The organism is Stenotrophomonas sp. 10L48 (assembly GCF_056395105.1).
The window spans coordinates 232,707-252,455 of record NZ_JBFTIX010000006.1; the positions used below are offsets into that span (position 1 = coordinate 232,707).

Sequence of the window (19,749 nt, forward strand, 5' to 3'; positions counted from 1 at the left end):
CCAGCGTTGCAAGCGGCCTCATCCGCGGTCAGCAGTCGCCTCGGTAGTGAACCAGCGCTGGAACCCGTCAATGGCGTCCGGCATCAGCGCGCTGGCGCGCTCACGCACAATAGACTCGGCGTGGCGAATGGCACTCACTGCATCCGGCTGCGCGCACAACGCCATCGCCACATCCGACGCGTCCAGCATCGCCAGGTTCACGCCCACGCCCACCGGCGGCATCAGATGGGCAGCATCGCCGATCAGCGTCACGCCGTTGCGCGGTGTCCAACGGAAATCCGCCGGCAGGCTGTAGATCGGCCGCCGCACGAAGTCGGTGCACGCCTCCAGCAGCCGCCGCAGGTTCGGTGCCCAGCCGGTGTAGCTGCCTGTCACCAGCGCGCGCATGCCTTGTTGCGCGATCTGCGCATCAAGCCAATCAGAAGGCCGCTTCAGCGCCGCGTACACGCAGAATCGATCGCCGCTGTTGCGCTGCACGAACAGCGCCTCCTCACCGCCAAAGCAGAACAGGCTGCCCTGCCCCACCATGCCCGCGATATCCGCCGCAGGCTGCGCGATCCATCCTTCAAAGAAAGTAATGCCGGTCGGCAGCGGCTGGCACGCACTCAACGCAGCGCGGACTTTCGACCACGCACCATCGGCACCAATCACGATGTCCACCTCGGCCTGCACACCATTGGCGAAGCGCAGGCTGTGGCGGCCGGCATCTGCAGGTTCCATCTCGCTCAGGCAATGGCCCCACTGCACCGCGTCGGCCGGCAGCGCATCCAGCAGCAGCTGGCGCAGGTCGCCACGGTCGATCTCCGGCTTGTCCATGCTTCCCTCCGGCCCGAACCCACCCGCGGTAATCGCCCCGGACCACGGATCCCCCATCCGCGCCTCCTGGCCCTCATGGCGCGCCACCGCCCGGAACGCCTCCAGCAGACCAGCGCGCTGCAGCGCCACCTGGCCGGAATCCTCATGCAGGTCCAGCGTGCCGCCCTGGGTGCGCTGCTGCCCGGACGACTCGCCCTCGTACACGCTCACGCGGTGGCCACCGCGATGCAGGATGAGCGCAGCGGTCAGGCCGGCGGGGCCTCCACCGATGATGGCAATACGTGGAGGGTGCGGCATGAGGCGGCCTGCTGGTCGGTTGATATATCAACCGTAGAACGTTCGAGTTGACACGTCAACCAACCACGGGCAACGTGAGCGCATGACCTCACCCACCATCACCCCTGACGAGTGGGCCGCTTGGCGCGGCTTCCGGCGCATGGCCGAGATCACCTCCGGCCGCATCGTCCACGACATCACCCGCAGCACCGGGCTTTCCAGTGCCGACTTTGTCGTGCTGATGGAACTGAGCAAGGCCAAGGACCGCTGCCGCCGCCAGCGCGACCTGCAGGACTACCTGGAATGGGACAAGACCCGGCTCTCGCACCAGCTCACCCGCATGGCCGGCCGTGGCCTGATCGAGCGCGACACCGACAGTGACAACGTGGTGGTGATCCGCATGACCGCAGAAGGCCGCACCCAGCTGAGCGCAGCGCGGCCGGTGCACGTCGCCAGCGTGCGCCGGAATTTCCTCGACCACCTCTCAGCCGATGACCTGGCCGCGCTGCAGCAGATCACCGACAAAATGCATGCAGCACTGCAGGACGCAGAGAACTGAGACGCCGTCAATCGCCCGCGGCGACCTGGTAGTGCCGGCCGCTGGCCGGCARCYGCAATCACCCCACACTCCCAGGCTGCCGGCCARCGRCCGGCACTACCCMRACCGACAATCCACGCCGCKKCATYGACCGGTAGTGCCGGCCGCTGGCCGGCARCTGCAATCACCCAACTCACCCAGGCTGCCGGCCAGCGGCCGGCACCCCAACTCGACCAGGTTGCCGGCCAGCGGCCGGCACTACCACGACCGTGCGTTCACGGCGGCGGAGTTGACATGCAGGCATTTACCTGCCTATTGTGACCCCACGGACGGCACCCCGCCGCCCACCGTGGAGCCGCAGTCATGGTGGATATCGCACACAGAGTCGGCATCAAAGCCCCATCGGCCCAGGTCTACCAGGCCCTGGCCACCCCCGAAGGCATCGCCGCCTGGTGGGCCGAGGACACCACCGGCGACCGCCACCCCGGCGGCACCGTCACCGCCCGCTTCACCGCCAACGGCCAGGAAATCGGCGCCATGCAGATGAAGCTGCTGCAGCTGCAGCCGAACGAGCGGGTGCTGTGGGAATTCATCGACGGCCCACCGGAATGGATCGGCACCACCGCGCGCTTCGCCCTGCACCAGGACGGCGACTACTGCATCGTGCTGTTCAGCCATGAAGGCTGGAAGGAGCGCGTGGAGTTCATGCACCACTGCAGCACCAAGTGGGCCATCTTCCTGATGAGCCTGAAATCCCTGCTGGAAACCGGGCGCGGTCAGCCCAGCCCACACGACGTCAAGATCGACAACTGGAACTGAAAGCCCCCATGGATGCAGACAAGGTGTTCAAGGCACTGGCCGACCCCACGCGCCGCACGTTGTTGGACCTGCTCTGCGAGCGCAACGGGCAGACGCTGGGACAGCTCTGCGAGCACCTGCAGATGGCCCGGCAATCGGTTACCCAGCACCTGGGCCTGCTGGAAGACGCCAACCTGATCAGCACCGTCAGGCGTGGCCGCGAGAAGCTGCACTTCATCAACCCGGTGCCACTGCACGACGTCTATACGCGCTGGGTAAGCAAGTTCGAGCAGCAGCGCCTGAGCCTGCTGCATGACCTCAAACAGGAACTGGAAGGACAATGACGATGAGCGCTGAATCCACCCGTTTCATCCACGTGATCTATATCGCCTCCACGCCGCAGAAGGTGTTCGAAGCCATCACCCGGCCGGAGATTGCCCGCACCTACTGGGGGCACGAAAACGTATCGGACTGGAAACCCGGCTCGCGCTGGCAGCACGTGCGCGCCAACGACGAGCGCAAGGTCGAACTGGTGGGCGAAGTGGTGGAAAACACCCCACCCTCGCGACTGGTGATCACCTGGGCCGCCGCCTCGCAGGCGGACAACCCGAAGGCCTACAGCCGGGTGACGTTCGAGATCGTGCCGTATGAGGACATGGTCAAGCTGACGGTGACCCATGACGAGCTGGAACCGGGCAGCGGCATGGATACCGGCATCCGCCAGGGCTGGCCGATCGTGCTGTCGAGCCTGAAATCGCTTCTGGAAACCGGCAAAGGCCTGGACGTATTCGCCAAGCCACAGTAGTGCCAGCCCATGGCTGGCAATCCGCCCACGGCCCAAGCCAACCCGTGAAGGCGCCTTGATCCCGCTGAACGACGCATGCAACGCGTGCTGGCCGCTCATCCGCAAAGTACGCGTTACGTCACGTCAACACGGCATCATTGCGTTGCAGTTTCAATACCCTTCCACAGGTTCCTCTTGCAGCCCTCTTCCCCTTCGGCCGGTGAACCGGCCCCGTCGTCGCCGGCCTTCATTGAAGTTGTTGTTGTGCGGGCCGGTACCCACCTGTTTGCCATCGATGTCGAAGCCGCGATTGAAATCCGCGGCCCGGAAACCTTTGATCGCCACGGCAGTGGCGCGCGCCCGCACCTCACCGTGCGCGGCCACGCACTGCCGGTGGTCGACCTGCGCCAGGCCAGCGGCTTGAGCGGGTTTGCCCATGGCTGCCCGGCCATGCTGCTGATGCAGAACGGCACGGAGACCTTTGCCTTGGCCGTAGACGAGGTGCGGGACATCGAAAGCGTGCCACGCCACAACGTGCGGCCCGCCGCGGACACCCCGTTCGGGTTCTGCGGCCATCACGTCATGCTGGATGCGCTGGGCGAGATTCCCCTGATCGATCCCAGCCGGCTTCGATAACGCCGAACCAGCGCGCCAACCTCCCGATAACACCGGACCCCACACCGATCTCCCGGTAGCGCCGGGCCATGCCCGGCGGGCAGCCGGCCAGCTACCGCGCCGTCCAGCCGCCATCCACCGGCAGCGCCGTGCCCGTGATCTGAGCCGCGGCGTCCGAGGCCAGGAAGACCACCATTTCCCCTAGCTGCTCGGGTGTCACGAACTGCAACGAGGGCTGTTTCTCGGCCAGCAGCGCGCGAGCGGCGGACTCCTGGTCCGTTCCCTCGCGCTCCGCCAATGCGGTGATCTGCTGCTCGACCAGCGCCGTTCGCACCCACCCCGGGCAGATGGCATTGGCGGTGATGCCGGTACCCGCGTTCTCCAATGCCGTTACCTTGGTGAACCCCACCACGCCGTGCTTCGCTGCCACATAGGCAGACTTGTTCACTGATCCGACCAGCCCATGCACCGACGCGATGTTGATGATGCGACCGGATCCCTGCTGCTTCATGTAAGGCAAGGCCGCCGCCGTTGCATGGAACACCGCCGAGAGATTCAGCGCCAGGATCGCATCCCACTTCTCGACGGGAAACTCCTCGATCGACGCGGTGTGCTGGATGCCCGCGTTGTTCACCAGAATGTCGATGCGCCCCATCTTCGCCACGGCGTGGTCGATCATGTCCCGAACTGCGTCGCCGCGAGACAGGTCGGCGCCGTCGTGCGCCACCCGCACACCGAACTCGGATTCCAGGCTGGAGCGGATTCTCTCGATCTCCGCCGCATCGCCAAAGCCATTCAACACGATGTCGGCGCCTTGCCGCGCCAGCGCCGTGGCAATGCCAAGACCGATACCGCTGGTAGAGCCGGTAACCACCGCAACTTTTCCATTGAACATGGGCGAGCTTCCATCGGGCGTAGACAGCCAGTGTAGCTTCCACGCCACGCATGGAGGTCATGTCAGCCCCAGCGCGAAAACCCGCGCCTGCATCATGCGGTACGAACGGGTGCCGGCGGCCCGCCGTACGTTCCCACGCCGCCATCATTCAGGAAATGGCGGGATCCACACGCGCGTCATAGCTGCGCTGATAGTCCTGAATTCGTTCCATGTTCTTGACGGTCCAGTCGAACAGGATCGAGAACGGCTCCTGCAATGATCGACCAAGCGGCGTCAACGCATACTCCACGCCGAGCACCCTGCCCTCCAGAACCCTGCGCGTCACCATGCCGTTGCGCTCCAGTTTTCGCAGCGTCTGCGTCAGCACGCGCTGGGTGACGCCATCAAGGCGGCGTTTGATCGCATTGAAGCGACGCGGCTCGTGCAACACCGCCAGCACCATCATCGACCATTTGTCGGCGATCTGGTCGAGGATCACGCGACTCGGACAATCGGCGCGGTAGATCGGGTCAGTCTCATCCATCGGTATCCTCCGGCATCCCTGGGATGCTTCAGGTGCGTAATTGACGCTAGGTATCCAAAGAATACCATCAGGCCAACAACATACCCGCCCCAGGAAAATCCAGATGACAGCAACGGAATTCAGCAAGCTTCACATCTCCAGCGCGAACGGCGTCGCCACGATCACGATCGACAACCCGCCGGTAAACGTTCTCGACGTTCCGCTGATGAGCGAGATACGCCGCTTTCTACTCTCCGTTCGCGATGATCAAAACACGCGCGTGCTGGTTTTCCAGAGTGCAGACCCAGAGTTCTTCATTGCCCATGTCGACATGACATTGATCGACGAGCCGCACGCGTTCGACGATGTTGCCCGCGAAGCTCCAGAAGGCCTCAACCCGTTCCAGGCGTTCGGCGAGCTGCTGCGAGAGCAGCCGCAGGTCACGATCGTCAAGCTGGCCGGATTGGCGCGCGGCGGAGGCGCCGAATTCATTTCAGCGGCCGACATGGCATTTGCCGCAGAAGGCCAAGCGGGACTTGCCCAGTGCGAGGCGTTGATGGGCATTACGCCCGGGGGCGGCGCCACTCAGTATCTATCTACCCGGATGACGCGCGGTCGCACACTTGAAGTGATCCTGGGCGCCGATGTCATCAGTGCGACAACCGCGGAGCGTTATGGGTGGATCAACCGGGCGTTGCCTGCGGCGGAGCTCGACGATTTCGTCGATCGACTGGCGCGCAACATCGCTGCGTTACCTGAGGGCGTCATCGTCGCGGCCAAGAAGGCAGTGCCGATGGCAGACCTGCGTGAGGGCTTTCGTCGCGAGCATGACGCATGGGCAGGACTGTTCGCGCGCCCTGCGGCCGAAAATCTCATTCGGGGCGGGCTCAAGGCGGGCGCGCAAACCAAGGACGGCGAGAGGAATCTGGAGACGCTGCTTCGCCAGTTGGAAGTGTAGCGGCGCCACGTAGGCCCTGGAGGGAGGCTTGCTTGCGAAAACGGGTAAAGAACGTGGCATCTCGCCAGTCCGGCGGGACAACGAACGCGGAGTAACCGGAGCGCGCTCCCACTCCCACGGACTTGAAAGCCGGCCCCTCGCTTCGCTGCCGTCGCATACGGCCCAAACGCAAGGGTAGAATTGGCCATCCTCTGTCGTATTAGGCCCTGCCATGGAAACATCTCTCGTCGAGGTCAACGGCGCTGCCCAAGCGCTAAGGGAGTTCGCCGAAGCCCGTGACTGGGCGCAGTTCCATTCCCCGAAGAACCTTGTCATGGCCCTCTCCGGTGAAGTTGGAGAGCTGAACGAGATTTTCCAGTGGATGACAGAGGCCGATTCGTTCAAGGCGGCATCCTCGGAAGCCACCGCCAACGCCGTACGCGATGAAATCGCCGATGTGGCGCTCTACCTCATCCGGCTGTCGGACGTGCTCGGAATCGATCTGAATGCCGCTGTCAGCAACAAGCTGGCCACGAATGCTGCCAAGTACCCGGTCGATCTCTCACGGGGCGTCAGCACCAAGTACAACAAGCTGTCGCAGCCATGATCGTCTACCAGGCAGACAAGGACGCCTTCCTTCGTCACTGCAACGATGAGGAAATCGAAGAGATCATCCTCGCCAGCTATATGGCGGCGACCAAGGGCCATGTCGGCGAATCCGAAATCCGCTCCTGGCGCGAATCACTGAGATACGTCGCTCGTGCGCTGAACCACCCCTCCATTCCCGGGGACATCGGCGTGGCAGTTGAATTCATCCTGCCTCAGTCACGGAAGCGCATTGACGTTGTCCTGTCGGGCCACGCCGAGGACGGCTCGCCCCACGTCATCATCATCGAGCTCAAACAATGGTCGTCCATCAAGCAATCCAATCGAGACGCCATGATCGAGCTGCGCCCCGGAGACTTGCGGGTCCATCCCAGCTATCAGGCCTGGTCCTATTCGGCGTTCCTTGAAGGCTTCAACGAAGCGGTCCATAAAGGAACGCTCCAGCTTCACCCCTGCGCCTATCTGCACAACTATGTGTCGGACGGCGTGATCGACTCACCGCATTACAAGCCCTACATCCAACGTGCACCACTCTTCCTGAAGGGAGCGGGCGACCTTGAAGGGCTGCGCGCTTTCATCAGTCAGTACACAAGCAAGGGCAATGGCATCCCGGTGCTGGCCAAGCTGGACAGCGCCCCTATCCGCCCGTCCAAGACGCTCGCAGACGAGTTGTATGGATTGCTCTCGGGGAACAGTGCGTTCACCTTGCTTGACGAACAGAAGCACGTGTTCGAAGCCGCCAAGGCGGCCTGTGCCCAGGCACACGCAGACCGGAAACCCCGTGTCGTCATCGTTGAGGGCGGCCCGGGTACGGGCAAGTCCGTGGTTGCGGTCAATCTTCTGGCCGCAGTGCGCGAGGGCTTGAACGTCAAGTACGTCTCGAAGAATGCCGCGCCACGTGAGGTCTACAAAAGCGCCCTCAGCAAGTCGAAGGTTAACGATCGCCTCCACCACTTCTTCGGTGGGTCCGGAGCGTACGTCAACACCCCCGAGAACGAATTTGACCTGCTGATCGTCGACGAGGCGCACCGGCTCACCGAGCAGGGCGGGTTCTACGGAAACGAGGGCAAAAACCAGATCATGGAACTGATCAACGCTGCCCTGTGCAGCGTGTTCTTCATTGATGAAGACCAACGTGTCACGTTGAAGGATATCGGCACCAAGGAGGCCATTCGGGATTTCGCAATCGCCCGCGGCGCGACGGTGGAGGAGTATGCCCTCTCCTCGCAGTTCCGCTGTGCAGGCTCCGATGGATACCTGGCATGGTTGGATGACGTGCTGCAGATCCGCCCAACGGCGAACCCTACACTGGACCAGATCAGCTACGACTTCCAGGTGTTCGATGACCCGTCTGCTCTGCATGCTGCCATCGAAGCCAAGAATGCCGGCAACCGCGCGCGCGTGGTGGCCGGGTACTGCTGGCCTTGGAACAGTAAGAAGAACAGCAAGGAGATGGACATTGTCATCGGCAACTACCGACGGCAATGGAACCTCAACGAGGACGGAAGTCTCTGGATCATCTCTCCAGAATCAATTGACCAAGTGGGCTGCATCCATACTTGCCAAGGGTTGGAGGTCGACTACATCGGCGTGATCATCGGGCCGGACCTCGTCATGGAGGACGGCGCCCTCATGACCGTACCTCGAGCGCGCGATAGGCACGACAAGACGATGAAGGGTTACGTGAAGCTATCCCAGTCCCATCCCTCCCACGCTGCCGAACTGGCCGATACCATCATCAAGAACACTTACCGTACCTTGATGACCCGCGGAATGAAGGGGTGCTACGTCTACGCGACCGATCCGCAGGTTGCCGCCTACTTCAGGGCCCGACTCCAGCATGCCGCAGCAGTTGAACAGGCTGCGGAGATGGAGGCCTGAGCGCCTCCAGCTCACAGGTCATTCGGGGCATGTCCCGCGCAATGCGCGCGTGATCCTTCATAACGAAAAGCGCGCTGAGCCGGCAGCCTTACTTCAACCGCTCAACCAACCGCTGCCCCACCTCCAACGCCGAAGCCGGGTTCTGCCCGGTAATCAGCTCACGATCCACCACCACATGCCCCGTCCACGGCGTGGCATTGCTGCTGAATTTCGCACCCGCCCGCTGCAACGCGGTCTGCGGGTAGAACTTCATCTCGCCGCCGCCCAGCAGCGGCTTGGCCTGCTCTTCTTCCTGGTTGCTGATCACCGTCATCTGGTAGCCGCTGTAGATCCACTTCGGCGTGGCCGGCATCGCACCCGCTTCCAGCTTCGCCACGAAGCCCTCAGCATCCGGCAGCGTGGACAGCAGCGCGATCGGCCCGTGGCAGACCAGCGCGGTGGTCTTGTTGCGCTGGTGGAAGTCGACCAGCAGCCGGCCCAGTGCCGGGCTCTTCAGCAGGTCCTGCATCGGCGCGTGGCCACCGGGAATGTAGACCGCATCGAAACGCGCGTAACCCTGCTGCTCGATGCGCGCCAGGCTGACCACCGGCGAAGCCGTCGGCGAGGTCAGCGCCAGCTTCTCCAGCAGGTCCTTGTGCAGCGTCAGCTGCGCGGCGTCGTTGCCGAAGTACGCCGGCGTCACCGAGGACGCATCCACCGTCGGTGCCCGCCCCTGCGGCGTGGCGAAGGTCACCTCGTGGCCCGCGTCCAGCAGCAGCTTGACCGGCTGCATCAGCTCGTTGAGATAGAAGCCGGTGGACAGCACCTTGCCATCCTTCAGGTCCAGGTGGTTTTCGTCGGACAGCACCACCAGCACGTTGGCAGCATGCGCGCCGCTGGCGGCCAGGGTCAGGGCCAGCGCTGCGGCCAGCCGGGTCATCAGGTTCATGGGGAGCTCCTATTGGGGAATGGCGGCCACTTTATTCATCGCCCCAGCGGCGATAAATTGGCCCCATCGCAAAACATCTGTTCCCCGGAGAGCAAAATGAGCCGCAAGTTCGACTACCTGGGCGATGTGGAGGTGTTCCTGGCGGTGGTCGAGCACGGCTCGTTCACGGCTGGCGCGGTCGCGCTGTCCACCACGCCCTCGGTGCTGAGCCGCGCGGTCACCCGCCTGGAAGCGCGGCTGGGCCGGCAGCTGCTGCAGCGGACCACCCGCCGCGTGGGCCTGACCGACGCCGGGCGGCTCTACCGGGAACAGGTGCGTACCGCCTTCGGCCTGCTGGACGACGCCGAGCGCGACGTATTGGCCCAGGACGGTGCGCTGGCCGGCCGCGTGCGCCTGAGCGTGCCCACCACCTATGGCCACTACCGGCTGCCGGCCGTGCTGGCGCGCTTTGCGCAGCAGTACCCGCAGGTGCAGGTGGAACTGAACATCACCAACCGCAACGTGGACCTGGTGGCCGAAGGCTTCGACCTGGCCGTCCGCCTGGGCCAGCTGCCGGACAGCGGGCTGGTGGCGCGCAAGCTGGAAGACGCGCCGCTGCTGCTGGTGGCCGCGCCGGGCTACCTGCAGCGCCGCAGCACGCCGCAGACGCTGGACGACCTGCAGCAGCACCTGTGCCTGCCCTTCGTGATGCCGCGCACCGGGCGGTTGGCGCCGTGGATCTTCCGCGACGGCGGGCGCGACGTGGACTGGCTGCCGCGTTCGTCCATCGAGACATCCGACGATGTGCTGGGCGTGGTGTCGTTGGCCGAACAGGGCATCGGCATCTGCCAGAGCTATGAGTTCATCGTGCGCGAGCGATTGCAGCGTGGGCAGCTGGTGGAGGTGCTGCCGCAGCTGCGGGGGAGATCGCGACCGTTCTCGGTGATCTATGCACCGCATCGGCGCCAGTCGGCGGCGGCACGAGCGATGATTGAGTTGCTGGTGGGGCATGCGGCGGTGGCTGAGGACGGCGTCGGCTAAGGATGCGATGCCTACTTGCGATGTCGGGTTTGAACCGATTTTCGGACCACGCGGCAAATCAGGCGGCGTGGCCACCCGATGCGGACTAAGAACTGTTGCAAAGAAGGCCATCGCACTATTCGCTTGCGGCATGGGCGATTGCGCCACTTTGATTCGCAATCAGTAGAGCATCTGCACGAATGCGTCTTGTGGCGTCGCGTGCTGCACGAAGGGCGCGTGCAACAATAGATATTCGCTCTCGAATTCCGCGATTTCTTCGCGAATTTTGATTTGCATTCGGAGTGACGGCGTAAACACCATGGCGCGCCACCGACAACGGGTGGCCGGGTCTGCAAACCCGAAGAATGCGACGTCTGTTGTTTACGCTTGCCCGTCGGCACCGTCCTTAACCGGTGCCGGCGGGCAATCCGTCGGCCTTTATGGCGGGCGGTGCGTGGGAGTCCTCGGGCTCACCGGCTTATGACGTCGCTTCATCCGGTTTGCAGCCACGCATCGTCCGCCACCCCGCCTACGCGGTGGCGCTGTTAAGCACAGCCAAGGAAACCGACGCCATGAGCGAATCCGAAACCTTCTCCTCGTACGCCGCTGTTGAGCCCATCAACGACGACACGCCACTGCCGGACCTGAGCACCTTCTTGGGCATTCTCAAGCGCATGCGCGGATGCGAGGGGGCTGATGGGCTGCCCTGGCCGGAGAACGATGTGTCACCCGGCCGCCGCGTGAGCCTGGCAAGAACCGAGCGCGCGTTGGTAGGGCTGCTGACGGTGCTTGAGGTGCTGCACTCGGCCGACCGCTGCCGGGTGGCAGCGGAACCAGAGCGGCATCTGGATGAGGGGGTGGTTGATGGGCTGTTTCTGGCTTGCCGGGGGTTGGCTGAGTGGGCTTGTCGGGAGGTTAGGCCGGGCGAATGATTAACATGGAAATTGCCCTACTGCACACGTCTTGGAGCATCGACGAGCTCTGTCCTCATCCGAGGAAAGCACTCAATTCTGCACATAAGCGGCGATTTCAGCCTTTCCCTGGATGGCCCCATCGAAATGCTCTGCCATCACCCCAGAGAATAGATTAACAATCTCGCTTGGATTGAATTCAGGCGAGTGCTCAAACAAAACAGCATCATGCATAGGAATCTTCAAAGCAACCCTTTTATCAAGGCTCATTTTTATAAGCGCCTTCTTAAATATAAGAGATGCGGTTCCCTGAACAACTTGACTCACCGCAGAACGCTTTTCCTTTTCACTCAACGGGAGCGTAGACGAACGCCGAAGAAAGTTCCCAAATGCGGTACCAACCCTTCCAGATTTGTGGAACTCGGTGTGGATCTCCGACTTCCATTGTTCGAATCTGACAAATTTCTTAAAGAACTCCTTAGCTTTATCTCGGGCGGCACCATATCCCACTGCGGCGTCTATTAGATTTCTTCTCCTCATTCCATATGCATAGGATAAGAACAGCCTCTTTCCTTGCTTACGAAACGCCGGATCACCAAAAATCTCAATTGCTACCAGCTCATAGACATCCCCCTGCCTGTACAAAGCCAGCATGTTCTCGTCACCCGACAACGCAGCCATTATTCCGGCCTCAAACTGGCCAAAATCAACATAGGATAGGCACTTTCCCGCTGCAGGAGAGATGACATCCCGGAATCGCCTTGAGAGATTCTGAAGCGACGGATCTTTGTAATAAATTCTAGATGTGATGGAGCCAAAACCATCAACAACCGGATAGACCCGATCTTGACTCAGCGAAATTGCGCTCAGAACCGTCCTACTTGCAGCGATCTTGCGCAACTCGATCAATTTTTCTGAAAAACCGTTCGCCATAGGAACGAAATTCAGAACGTACTCCAGCCCAACACCCGAAAAATCGTACCCCTGAGGCTCAAGATACTCGATAACCTCCTCGTCCGTAGGCACTTCAAGAGGTAGATCATAAGTGGCAGAAAACTCCTTGAGCGCCATGTAATAAGAGAAATCGATGCCCTGCCTATGCACTTTAAGAACAGGTTTATTTAGAGAGATTCCGTCAGCAGCAGAGCGGATAAGATAGTTAATTACCGGCCGTTCAATCTGACAGTACCTGTCCCACTCCCCATGCTCTTTAGCCTCCGCCTCAACATGGGCAGAGTACTTAAGCAGCGCAACGGCAACTTTCGAGAATATCTCATCATCGAAATCAGAATTCTTGAATGATATATTCCGATACCGACCTAGAACCTCTTCCTCTTCGTATCCAAGCTCTAGCAACTGGGTAGACACGTCGATCCTGTCGCGAGCCTCTCTATCGCTACGTATCCCTGATGTCGATATCCGCAACTCATCCACGTCCGTCACTACCGAGGGAAGCCTACCCGCCGCTGCAAATATCGCCGGCGCCAGCAGCCAATAGTCATGGCAAATTATTTCGAAATTTACTTCCGCCACATCCCTTGCGGAAACCTCACTTAAAACACCATCCAAGTAAAGGTAAAATTTTTCGCCACCCCGTCCCGAAAAATCGTTAATGAAGAGCAACACAGCCTTATTGTTAATCATAAGGATTTAATTCCTCATACAAGCGAAGAATCGGAGTCCGCTCGCGCTCCAACAGGGGTACATTATTAATAAAATGATTCCTGGCACGACCTACTGTCCCTCTTAGCTTCGGACCCAGCTCAGGAACTAAAGGCTTAATTATCTCTCTATCCAACTCACTAATGGAGAGGAGATAGTTCCTCTGATGGTAGTAGGGCCAAGTGGCCTTAAATTTATCAATACACCCCTGAAGTAACCCAACCTCCCCCATACATCTAAGATATATAAATATCGCGGGAACTTCAGACCTAAGTATATCCTCCTTAACTCTCTCCTCCGCCAACTTCACTAGCACAGGAGAATTGCGCCCGACCCGAGCAAACACCATCCACAGGTGGAAGTTCTGCCAAGAGTGAATCGCAAGCTCATTGTCACAAAGATATTGTTCAACCCTATTCAACTCTTCGTCATTCAGCCCTAAAGAGATAAGCAATCTACAGTATTGATCTGTAGACGCGGCATGCTCCTCCAATGAATCAATTAGCAAGGACTTAAGCTGGGATGACATGTCACCCTGCACGTCGAAGATCCCCGCCTCAACCAGGCGAATCAACCTATTGACGGCAAATCTAAACTGTCTGGACTGGGTCTGCTTCGATTCAATGCAATCGGAAAGCATCTGAAATACATACTTAACTGATCGAATGATTAAGCGACGACTTTTTGAGCGCCACATGTTGTCAATGGCGACACTTCTGTCGTCACCATTAGGGAAGAATTCATCTATATCAGCCTGCGAGCTTTCTGACGTAAGGATCTTTGTTTTCGACGAGTTTATATTCATCCCGACAGATCTAAGCTCACCAATGAGAATAGCCGCGGCCCGCCTGGCACCCCGCGTGGTATTACATATTATTCTAATATCATCAACGTACCTGTAGTAGTCGAATCCTCGCCTCACCATACTTTGATCGACAGAGTCGAGAACAACATTTGCAATGAAGGACGACGCGTCCCTATTCTGCGGCAATCCGTGCCGCTCATTGAAGCACCAGCGAACCATCAGCTCGCAGAGGGTGTTGATTGCGTTCCGAATAAGTACTTTTTCGGGACCACTAGCCTTTACACTAGGTAGCAATCGCTCAAAAGCCGAACGAATACTATCTATCGATATGTTTTCAAAGTAATTAATTAGATCAGTTGAAAAGAGCGCCTGGCCATTCCCTAGCGCGGTTTTTGTTACCCCTTCAAACGTCTTCCAGAGTTCAATCCTGCCTTTGAACAGATCTTTATCCGTGCGCCTCCTTCTGTCATACCTGTGACCAAGAACACGGTGCGAAAGCAGCGGGTCATAGTATGGAATTAGGAAGGAGCAAATCGCCTGATATATAAATCGATCATAGAAATCCGTCTCCAAGGCATATCTAACACCCAAGCCTTTCTTTGGGATGTCGCAGACATTGCTTTGCGATGGAACGTAGCGTCCATTGCCGCCCAGCAGAACCTCGGAAAGAACTTCCCTCAGAGAAGATTTATTTGAGAACAGATCTCGGTGCTGGAGCGCGTCTTCGAACCAATCATCTCTCATGTCCCTATGTAGATGCTGCAGAACGCTATCGACGTCTATCGGGAATGCAAGCAGGTCGATTGTCCTGCCTTCATCACTTTGTTCCATACCCCTCCCCTTAAACAGAACTAATCGCTTGCGTAGAGCTGAACTTCTTTACTGGGCTCATCCTAGGAGCTTTTGCTCACCTAGATCAACACTGCAACCATCATGCTTCGGCACGCCGGCCTATTTGGCGAAATATCTCCATGAACTAGCGGCACTTCTCAATCGTTGAGTTTCGCCACCCTCCACGACGGGGCGTGGCGTCGACTAGGACCGACGCCAAAAAGGTCTATAGATGAAACAACCCGAGAAGAAAGGTTCTTCTCCTATCGGACGGGAGAAGAACCCAAAAAAAAGGGCGCCTCTCGGCGCCCTCGTTCTTTCAACTCATTCCCACTCAATGGTCGCCGGCGGCTTCCCCGAGATGTCATAAACAACCCTCGACACCCCCCGCAACTCATTGATGATCCGGTTGCTAACCGTACCCAGGAACTCATACGGCAGATGCGCCCAATGCGCGGTCATGAAGTCGATCGTCTCCACGGCGCGCAGCGCAATCACCCACTCATAAGCCCGCGCATCACCCACCACGCCCACCGACTTCACCGGCAGGAACACGGCAAACGCCTGGCTGGTCTTGTCGTACAGGTCGGCCTTGCGCAGCTCGTCGATGAAGATCGCATCGGCCTTGGCCAGCAGCTCAGCGTACTCACGCTTCACTTCGCCCAGGATACGCACGCCCAGGCCCGGGCCCGGGAACGGATGGCGGTAGACCATGGTGCGCGGCAGGCCCAGCTCAACGCCCAGGCGGCGCACTTCGTCCTTGAACAGCTCGCGCAGCGGCTCCACCAGGCCCAGCTTCATGTGCTCCGGCAGGCCGCCCACGTTGTGGTGGCTCTTGATCACATGCGCCTTGCCGGTCTTGCTGCCGGCCGACTCGATCACGTCCGGGTAGATGGTGCCCTGCGCCAGCCACTTGGCGTTCTTCAGCTTGTTCGACTCTTCGTCGAAGATCTCAACGAACAGGTTGCCGATGATCTTGCGCTTGGCTTCCGGGTCGCTCACGCCTTCCAGCGCGCTGAAGTAGCGGTCGGCGGCATTCACGCGCACCACCTTCACGCCCATGTGCTCGGCGAACATCGCCATCACCTGGTCGCCTTCCTGCCAGCGCAGCAGGCCGGTATCCACGAACACGCAGGTCAGCTTCTCGCCGATGGCCTTGTGCAGCAGCGCGGCCACCACGGACGAATCGACGCCGCCGGACAGGCCCAGGATCACTTCGTCATCGCCCACCTGTTCGCGCACGCGGGCGATCTGGTCGTCGATGATGTTGGCGGCGGTCCACAGGGTCTGGCAGCCGCACACGTCCACCACGAAGCGGCGCAGCAGCGCCTGGCCCTGCAGGGTGTGGGTCACTTCCGGATGGAACTGCACGCCGTACCAACGCTTTTCTTCGTTGGCCATGGCGGCCACCGGAATGCGGTCGGTGGTGGCGGTGATGGTGAAGCCCGGCGGTGCAACGGAGACGTGGTCGCCGTGGCTCATCCAGACATTCAGCTTCGGCTCGCCGCCGTGGTCGCTCAGGCCCTTGAACAGTGCATCCGGGTTGATCACGTTTACTTCGGCGTGGCCGAACTCGCGCTGGTCAGCGGCTTCCGTGGCACCGCCCAGCTGCGCGGCCAGGGTCTGCATGCCGTAGCAGATGCCGAAGATCGGCAGGCCGCTGTCGAACACTTCCTGCGGCGCGGCGGGGGCGCCCGGCAGCGTGGTCGATTCCGGGCCACCGGACAGGATGATGCCCTTGGCGCCAAAGCCGGCAATCTCCGCCGGGTTGTGGTCCCACGCCCAGATTTCGCAGTAGACGCCCAGCTCGCGGATGCGGCGGGCAATCAGCTGCGTGTACTGCGCGCCGAAATCGAGGATGAGGATCTTGTCGTTATGGATGTTGGTCATGGTGCCGTTCCAGTGGTGTTCTTCGCTGCGCCTGAAGCTTCAAGGCTCTGCGTCAACGAGGCGATAAGTGCCTCGCGTTGTTGAATATGTGAGGCATCTGCCTCGTCCCAGCGCAGCATCAGCAGCGCGTGCGGCGCACCGGCCGGATCTTCGACCATGCGTGGCAGCTCGACCGCTTCCTGCACTTCCGAGCCTTCCATCCAGCGCCGTTCGATTGCCACTGCCTGATGGCGCGGCTCGGTGGGCGTGCCCCAGTAGATGCGCTTGGCATTCATGGCCGCCGTATCCAGCGGGCCCAGCACGGGCTCCAGCACCGGGTCGGCAGGCCCATCGAGCGAAAGCGTCCGGCACTGCAGTGTTACCTGCAGCGGGCGCGCGCCGGTGCCGTGCAGCATCCAACGCTCCTCGCCCAGCGGCTGCACGCGCCATCCGGTGGGTAGCGAAAATGCCGTTGAACACGCCTGCACGTCCCGCAATTGCGAAACCGCCGCGCCCGGAGACCCGGAGCGCGGCGGCGGTTCGGACAACGAGCAGCCTGCCATCAGCAGGCTGCTCGTGACCGCAAGGACGGTGCGGAATCGCATCAGGAGCGGTAGTTCGGCGGCTCTTTGGTGATCGTCACGTCGTGGACGTGGCTCTCACGCTGGCCGGCGCCGCTGATCTTCACGAACTTGGGCTTGCTGCGCATGTCCTCGACGGTGGCGCAACCCACGTAGCCCATGGTGGCGCGCAGGCCGCCCATCAGCTGGTGGATGATGCCGCCCACCGGGCCGCGGTAAGGCACGCGGCCTTCAATGCCTTCGGGCACCAGCTTGTCGGCGGTGGCGGCGTCCTGGAAGTAGCGGTCCTTGGACCCCTTCTCCATCGCAGCCAGCGAGCCCATGCCGCGGTAGCTCTTGTACGAACGGCCCTGGAACAGCTCGGTTTCGCCCGGCGATTCCTCGGTACCGGCCAGCAGGCCACCAATCATGATGGTGGAGGCACCGGCGGCCAGTGCCTTGCCGATGTCGCCGGAGTAGCGGATGCCACCGTCGGCGATCAGCGGGATGCGGTCCTGCAGCGCTTCGGCCACCAGGTCGATCGCGGTGATCTGCGGCACGCCCACGCCTGCCACCACGCGGGTGGTGCAGATCGAGCCCGGGCCGATGCCGACCTTCACTGCGTCCGCGCCGCTGTCCAGCAGCGCCAGCGCGGCTTCACCGGTGCAGATGTTGCCGCCGATGACCTGCACGTTCGGGAAGTTCTTCTTGACCCAGCTGACGCGGTCCAGCACGCCCTGCGAATGGCCGTGCGCGGTATCGACCACGATCACGTCCACGCCGGCAGCCACCAGCGCTTCCACGCGGCGATCAGTATCGCCGCCGACGCCGACGGCCGCGCCGACCAGCAGGCGGGTGGCGATGTCCTTGGCAGCGTTCGGGAAGTCGGTGTTCTTCTGGATGTCCTTGACGGTGATCAGGCCACGCAGGGCGAAATCATCGTTGACCACCAGCACCTTTTCGATGCGGTTGCGGTGCAGCAGCTGCAGCACTTCATCAGACGCGGCGCCTTCCTTGACCGTGATCAGGCGATCCTTCTTGGTCATGATGTGGCGGACCGGATCGTCCAGCTCGGTCTCGAAGCGCATGTCGCGATGGGTCACGATGCCGGCCAGCAGGCCGTCGCTGCCCACCACCGGCACGCCGGAGATGTTGTGCGCCTGGGTCAGGGCCAGCACGTCGCGGATGGTGGTTTCCGGGCCGACGGTGATCGGGTCGCGGATGACACCGGCCTCGAACTTCTTGACCTTGGCCACTTCCGCGGCCTGCTGCTCCACGCTCAGGTTCTTGTGGATGATGCCCATGCCACCCAGCTGTGCCATGGCGATGGCCAAGCGTGCTTCGGTGACGGTATCCATGGCGGCGGACAGGATCGGAAGCTTGAGCTTCAGGTCGCGCGTCAACCGCGTTTCGAGGTTGACGTCCTTGGGCAGGATGGTCGAATGAGCGGGGACGAGCGAGACGTCGTCGTAAGTGAGTGCTTCAGCCTGGATGCGCAGCATCGGCATACCCGAGATGTGGGGAAGCGCGACATTTTACCCTGTTTTGGCGACCAAGAACAGTAATTTTGGTAACCGGAAATAGGTAATCCTGCGACACAGTGTCGCGCGGGCGGGGATCTGTTCAGGGCACCTACCGAAGCGGGTAGTGCCGGCCGCTGGCCGGCAACCTCATGAACCTTCGGATGGCATACCGGGCACCCGGCACCGGGGTGATCCAGCTCGCCCGCTGCGCTGCGGCTTCAAACCCGACATCGCCCACCAACCGGCCGTCATCCAAGCGGTTGATGCCCACGTCGATCACCACCGCGCCCGGCTTCACCCACTCGCCCGGCACGATGTCCGGTCGGCCCACCGCCACCACCAGGATGTCGGCGTTGCGCACGGCCTGTTCCAGCACGTCCTTGGGGGTGAACTTGTGGCAGCTGGTCACGGTGCAGCCGGCAATCAGCAGCTCCAGACCCATCGGCCGGCCGACGTGGTTGCTGACGCCGACGATGGTGGCGTTGCGGCCGCGCACCGGCTGGTCGGTGTGTCCCAGCAGCGTGGTGATGCCACGCGGGGTGCACGGGCGCAGGCCGAACTCACGCAGGGCCAGGTGGCCGACGTTTTCCGGATGGAAGCCGTCCACGTCCTTGCGCGGGTCGATGCGCTGGATCAGCCGGCGCGCGTCGGGAATGCCCGGCAGCGGCAGCTGGATCAAAATGCCGTTGATCTTCGGGTCGGCGTTGAGCTGGTCGATCAGGTCGAGCAGCTCGGCCTCGGTGGTGCCGGCCGGCAGATCGTAGTCATAGGCCTCGATGCCGACCTTCTCGGCCGCGCGGCGCTTGTTGCGCACGTACACGGTCGAGGCCGGGTCGCCCCCCACCAGCACCACGGCCAGGCCAGGGCGGCTGCCACCGGCGGCGACACGGGCGTCGACCCGCACCTTCAGGCTGTCGAGCAGGTCCTCGGCGATACGGCGGCCATCGAGGATGCGGGCAGGAAGCTGGGGGGCGGAGTCGGTCATCGGGTGCGGGCGTGGGGCGGCGGGGACG

At 61.4% G+C, this 19,749-nt stretch carries 19 protein-coding genes and 1 pseudogene; 10 read left to right on the forward strand and 10 right to left on the reverse strand.

The genetic code is table 11. The features are described 5' to 3' along the window. Positions 1-18: 18 nt before the first annotated feature. The gene (locus AC1DCU_RS12670; protein ID WP_442252404.1) at positions 19-1,113 is read right to left on the reverse strand and encodes an FAD-dependent oxidoreductase; all 1,095 of its coding nucleotides are present in this window, start codon (positions 1,111-1,113) and stop codon (positions 19-21) included. Positions 1,114-1,195: 82 nt separating this feature from the next. Between AC1DCU_RS12670 and AC1DCU_RS12675 the strand changes: the two genes are divergently transcribed. From AC1DCU_RS12675 to AC1DCU_RS12695, 5 genes are all read left to right on the forward strand, one after another. Next, the gene (locus AC1DCU_RS12675; protein ID WP_442252403.1) at positions 1,196-1,651 is read left to right on the forward strand and encodes a MarR family winged helix-turn-helix transcriptional regulator; all 456 of its coding nucleotides are present in this window, start codon (positions 1,196-1,198) and stop codon (positions 1,649-1,651) included. A 342-nt stretch (positions 1,652-1,993) separates the two neighbouring features. Further along, positions 1,994-2,449, forward strand: coding sequence for an SRPBCC family protein (locus tag AC1DCU_RS12680; RefSeq protein ID WP_154880122.1), 456 nt, complete (start codon positions 1,994-1,996; stop codon positions 2,447-2,449). Between the two features lie 8 nt (positions 2,450-2,457). Beyond that, the gene (locus tag AC1DCU_RS12685; protein WP_032976138.1) at positions 2,458-2,772 is read left to right on the forward strand and encodes an ArsR/SmtB family transcription factor; all 315 of its coding nucleotides are present in this window, start codon (positions 2,458-2,460) and stop codon (positions 2,770-2,772) included. Between the two features lie 2 nt (positions 2,773-2,774). Next, positions 2,775-3,233, forward strand: a complete 459-nt coding sequence (locus AC1DCU_RS12690; protein WP_033830924.1) for an SRPBCC family protein — start codon at positions 2,775-2,777, stop codon at positions 3,231-3,233. A 75-nt stretch (positions 3,234-3,308) separates the two neighbouring features. Further along, a complete protein-coding gene (locus AC1DCU_RS12695) occupies positions 3,309-3,848 on the forward strand; it encodes a chemotaxis protein CheW (protein ID WP_442252347.1) in 540 nt (179 codons plus the stop codon). 91 nt (positions 3,849-3,939) lie between these two features. Here AC1DCU_RS12695 and AC1DCU_RS12700 read toward each other — a convergent pair whose 3' ends face one another. Together AC1DCU_RS12700 and AC1DCU_RS12705 are read right to left on the reverse strand one after the other, a co-directional pair. Then, positions 3,940-4,722, reverse strand: a complete 783-nt coding sequence (locus tag AC1DCU_RS12700) for a 3-hydroxybutyrate dehydrogenase (RefSeq protein WP_442252348.1) — start codon at positions 4,720-4,722, stop codon at positions 3,940-3,942. 148 nt (positions 4,723-4,870) lie between these two features. Continuing rightward, positions 4,871-5,245 carry a winged helix-turn-helix transcriptional regulator gene (locus AC1DCU_RS12705; RefSeq protein WP_442252349.1) on the reverse strand — a complete coding sequence of 125 codons (375 nt, stop codon included), beginning with the start codon at positions 5,243-5,245 and terminating at the stop codon, positions 4,871-4,873. Between the two features lie 103 nt (positions 5,246-5,348). Between AC1DCU_RS12705 and AC1DCU_RS12710 the strand changes: the two genes are divergently transcribed. The 3 genes from AC1DCU_RS12710 to AC1DCU_RS12720 all read left to right on the forward strand — a co-directional run bounded on the left by AC1DCU_RS12710 (position 5,349) and on the right by AC1DCU_RS12720 (position 8,648). Then, positions 5,349-6,182, forward strand: coding sequence for an enoyl-CoA hydratase/isomerase family protein (locus AC1DCU_RS12710; protein ID WP_312963984.1), 834 nt, complete (start codon positions 5,349-5,351; stop codon positions 6,180-6,182). A 211-nt stretch (positions 6,183-6,393) separates the two neighbouring features. Beyond that, positions 6,394-6,768 (forward strand): nucleotide pyrophosphohydrolase, encoded by a 375-nt coding sequence (locus AC1DCU_RS12715; RefSeq protein WP_154880112.1) that lies wholly within the window; start codon positions 6,394-6,396, stop codon positions 6,766-6,768. Further along, positions 6,765-8,648: a DNA/RNA helicase domain-containing protein gene (locus AC1DCU_RS12720; RefSeq protein ID WP_442252351.1), complete on the forward strand. Its 1,884-nt coding sequence runs from the start codon at positions 6,765-6,767 to the stop codon at positions 8,646-8,648. Before AC1DCU_RS12715 ends, AC1DCU_RS12720 begins: the two co-directional genes overlap by 4 nt. Before the next feature lie 88 nt (positions 8,649-8,736). Here the strand turns inward: AC1DCU_RS12720 and AC1DCU_RS12725 are convergent, their stop codons facing one another. After that, positions 8,737-9,576 (reverse strand): type 1 glutamine amidotransferase domain-containing protein, encoded by an 840-nt coding sequence (locus AC1DCU_RS12725; protein WP_442252352.1) that lies wholly within the window; start codon positions 9,574-9,576, stop codon positions 8,737-8,739. A gap of 96 nt (positions 9,577-9,672) precedes the next feature. Between AC1DCU_RS12725 and AC1DCU_RS12730 the strand changes: the two genes are divergently transcribed. After that, a complete protein-coding gene (locus AC1DCU_RS12730) occupies positions 9,673-10,596 on the forward strand; it encodes a LysR family transcriptional regulator (protein WP_442252353.1) in 924 nt (307 codons plus the stop codon). A 551-nt stretch (positions 10,597-11,147) separates the two neighbouring features. Continuing rightward, complete coding sequence (locus AC1DCU_RS12735; RefSeq protein WP_442252354.1) at positions 11,148-11,507, forward strand: hypothetical protein; 360 nt, start codon at positions 11,148-11,150, stop codon at positions 11,505-11,507. Between the two features lie 72 nt (positions 11,508-11,579). Here AC1DCU_RS12735 and AC1DCU_RS12740 read toward each other — a convergent pair whose 3' ends face one another. From AC1DCU_RS12740 to folD, 6 genes and pseudogenes are all read right to left on the reverse strand, one after another. Next, on the reverse strand, positions 11,580-13,130 hold the full coding sequence (locus tag AC1DCU_RS12740; protein WP_478013533.1) for a DNA polymerase: 1,551 nt from the start codon (positions 13,128-13,130) through the stop codon (positions 11,580-11,582). Continuing rightward, on the reverse strand, positions 13,123-14,784 hold the full coding sequence (locus AC1DCU_RS12745; RefSeq protein ID WP_478013534.1) for an RNA-directed DNA polymerase: 1,662 nt from the start codon (positions 14,782-14,784) through the stop codon (positions 13,123-13,125). Before AC1DCU_RS12745 ends, AC1DCU_RS12740 begins: the two co-directional genes overlap by 8 nt. 324 nt (positions 14,785-15,108) lie before the next feature. After that, positions 15,109-16,674 carry a glutamine-hydrolyzing GMP synthase gene (gene guaA / locus AC1DCU_RS12750; RefSeq protein ID WP_046982889.1) on the reverse strand — a complete coding sequence of 522 codons (1,566 nt, stop codon included), beginning with the start codon at positions 16,672-16,674 and terminating at the stop codon, positions 15,109-15,111. Then, on the reverse strand, positions 16,671-17,258 hold the full coding sequence (locus AC1DCU_RS12755) for a hypothetical protein (protein WP_442252396.1): 588 nt from the start codon (positions 17,256-17,258) through the stop codon (positions 16,671-16,673). Before AC1DCU_RS12755 ends, guaA begins: the two co-directional genes overlap by 4 nt. Beyond that, complete coding sequence (gene guaB, locus AC1DCU_RS12760; RefSeq protein WP_032976170.1) at positions 17,258-18,715, reverse strand: IMP dehydrogenase; 1,458 nt, start codon at positions 18,713-18,715, stop codon at positions 17,258-17,260. Before guaB ends, AC1DCU_RS12755 begins: the two co-directional genes overlap by 1 nt. A gap of 196 nt (positions 18,716-18,911) precedes the next feature. Next, positions 18,912-19,721 (reverse strand): annotated as a pseudogene (gene folD / locus AC1DCU_RS12765) (bifunctional methylenetetrahydrofolate dehydrogenase/methenyltetrahydrofolate cyclohydrolase FolD); the annotation flags it as partial. Positions 19,722-19,749: the final 28 nt, after the last annotated feature.